The organism is Deltaproteobacteria bacterium (genome assembly GCA_026712905.1).
GTDB lineage: Bacteria > Desulfobacterota > Binatia > UBA9968 > JAJDTQ01 > JAJDTQ01.
On the sequence record JAPOPM010000135.1, the window covers coordinates 1 to 2,370 of the forward strand.

3 protein-coding genes are annotated in these 2,370 nt (G+C 64.5%); 1 reads left to right on the forward strand and 2 read right to left on the reverse strand.

Going from position 1 to position 2,370, the window contains the following annotated elements; all coding sequences use genetic code 11:
• A partial coding sequence (locus OXF11_10485; protein MCY4487525.1) for a hypothetical protein occupies positions 1-202 on the reverse strand: 202 nt, incomplete at its 3' end.
• A gap of 22 nt (positions 203-224) precedes the next feature.
• Here OXF11_10485 and OXF11_10490 point away from each other — a divergent pair.
• The gene (locus OXF11_10490) at positions 225-356 is read left to right on the forward strand and encodes a hypothetical protein (GenBank protein MCY4487526.1); all 132 of its coding nucleotides are present in this window, start codon (positions 225-227) and stop codon (positions 354-356) included.
• Positions 357-1,351: 995 nt separating this feature from the next.
• Here OXF11_10490 and OXF11_10495 read toward each other — a convergent pair.
• On the reverse strand, positions 1,352-2,128 hold the full coding sequence (locus tag OXF11_10495) for an AAA family ATPase (GenBank protein MCY4487527.1): 777 nt from the start codon (positions 2,126-2,128) through the stop codon (positions 1,352-1,354).
• Positions 2,129-2,370: the final 242 nt, after the last annotated feature.

Below are 2,370 nucleotides of genomic sequence, written 5' to 3' on the forward strand. Positions count from 1 at the left end.
AAAATCGATGGCTGTCAGGACATACCCGCACTCGATCCGCTTCTCCAGCGACGAGTGGCGAGCCGTGACCCAGGCCGCCGAGCGCCTCGACATGATGCCCGGCGCGTTCGTGCGCGAGGCCGCAGCGCGCGCCGCTACCCAGGGATTCGACCTTGACGAAAGCCGCCTGACGCCTGAACTGATCACTGATCGAGTTGTTCAAGACAACCTTCCGGGGTATTCACGTGCTTGCTTATCTCAAGCGCCAGGAACTCGTGGAACTCGACAGGCTGGAAGACTTCGAAACGGCGGTGGAACACGCCAGGAGCCTGCAGGACGAAACGCTCGGACTGGACGGTAAGGCGGATGAGAGTTGACGCTTGATGCTCGATGGGTACCCCCGACAGTTCTTCCTCACTCTCCGTGTTCGTGGGAACGCCTAGGGAAGCACCGAGTACTTGCCGATCTGCTCATGACTTTTGCGTCTGCCCCTTCTCGCCCGGATGTCGCCGTTGGCGAGTTGGCGAAACGCTTAGCTTCGAAAAATCCGACGGTCACCCGTCGTCCGAGACCTGGAGTGCACCTGATGAGCCGCAACCCCGCACAACGTTACCCGCCGGGCGCCCCCCTGCGCGCAATGCCTGAGATAGCGAAGCCGCTCGTCAAGAAGCGGCGCGCCGCGATAGCGCGCGATGGTGTGGCGACGGGTGAAGAGAGCTTCAAACATGGTCGTGCCTCCTTTCTTGTGGTCAGAGGCACGACTATGACAAAACGAATGCGAATCAGAAAATTACCCCAGCGGCCCTGTCCAATGTCCAACAAGAATCCGGCGTCCCGTTCATGCGATTCGAGACGGGCTGCGATATACTGTCGGGAAGGCAAGCCGGCAATTGAACCAGCCACGCCCCGAAAACGGAAACATCACCAAGGAACCTCGGGATGCAAGCGGAGGCAAAGGCCGTGGCCCACACTGTCAACAAGTCAACAAGCACATTCGTATCGACGAGGAACTCTGGCAACGCCTTGAGGAAGCGGCCGGAGAACGGCACAACCGCCAACCGGCTCCTTGCCGAGCTCGCCGAGCGGTGGCTGGAAAAACGCGCATGGCCCATAACCGAAGCGGAGGTGCAGATAGCGCGAGCATCTCTGTTTGCCGCTCAGGTCTTCGCCCACGACATGATGGCGGCCGGCCGGGGGCAGGAAATCGATGAATGGGCACGTGGCGGCCGTTGGAGTGTTGTTGAAGGCCGGCGCCGATGTCGACGCAAGGGACGCCGACGGACGGACGGCGCTTCAGGGTGCGGTGCAAAAGGGACACGTGTCAACGTCACCCGCCCGTTCCGAAAGCCCGCGACGTCGGCGGCGCCGCTGTTCACGAGGCCCGGGCCCGCACCGCTGCGGGTCCAGCGGATGCGGTCGCCCGCGCGAAACTCGATGGTCTCGGCGCGGTAGACCTCGGCGCCACCCCTGTGTCCGCCGATTTTTCCGACGGCTTCCAGGCGACTGTGTCCCCGTCCGGTCCTTCGAGATGGATCACCCGCTTGCCGTGATCGACGCGGATGACGCGGCGTTCGTCTCCCTTCTCAACCCCGAGGCGCTTGTACGGGCGGTGGAACGCGACCACGTCGCCGGGGGAATAGTTCGCCGCGAGCGCCTTCTCGGCGTTGGTGTAGCCTCTGGAGACCAGCCGCTGGGTGTGCAGGGCGGGCCCCGCGATGCGGCCCTCGAGGGCAAGCCGCTCGCGGATGTGCGCGTTGATCCCCTGGCGCAGCTCATGGCTAGGGGCCATCACCCCGGTGCGCCCGCGCTCTTCCGGCGAGAGTGCGAGCCAGCGCGCCGCCACCGCACCGGCGATGTTCCGAGGGTTCACCTCGGCCACGTTGGCGCCGAGCTTCTCGAACGCCTTGCCGATGTCGCCCGCGAGGCTCGCCTTCACGGCAGCCTTGAGCTCGGGATCGCGCTGGCGCATGATCTCGTCCATCACCGCAGTCTTCATGCCCGCCTGCTGCAGTTGTGCGAAGGGCTTGCCTGCATCGACGGCGTCGAGTTGTTTTGCATCGCCCACCAGCACCAGCTTCGGAATGCGCAGCTCGCCCGCGATCCTCAGCAGGTCGCGGGCCTGGACCGTGGAGGCAAGGGAGCCCGCCATGCGAGGACTGTCATGGGGAGATATGGAAGAGGCGGGGTCAAAAGTGGAGTTGATCGAGAAAGGCTGACTCAAAGCGGGACTCTGCCAACGAGATCGCGCCGCTCGCCGGCTACCCGGCGGGAGACGGCGCACGCGGTCAGGAATCCGCGCGCCCCGCCTCATCAGTGGATGAGCGCGCTCAGCATCACGCGGTTCCCGGCATCCCTTGTCGTTGGCCGCCTCGCTCCAGGCGGCGTCCAGGT

What these genes read in the sequence shown, in the direction of transcription:
- OXF11_10495 (MCY4487527.1), bottom strand. Translation starts at nt 2,128, where the DNA reads ATGGCGGGCTCCCTTGCCTCCACGGTCCAGGCCCGCGACCTGCTGAGG.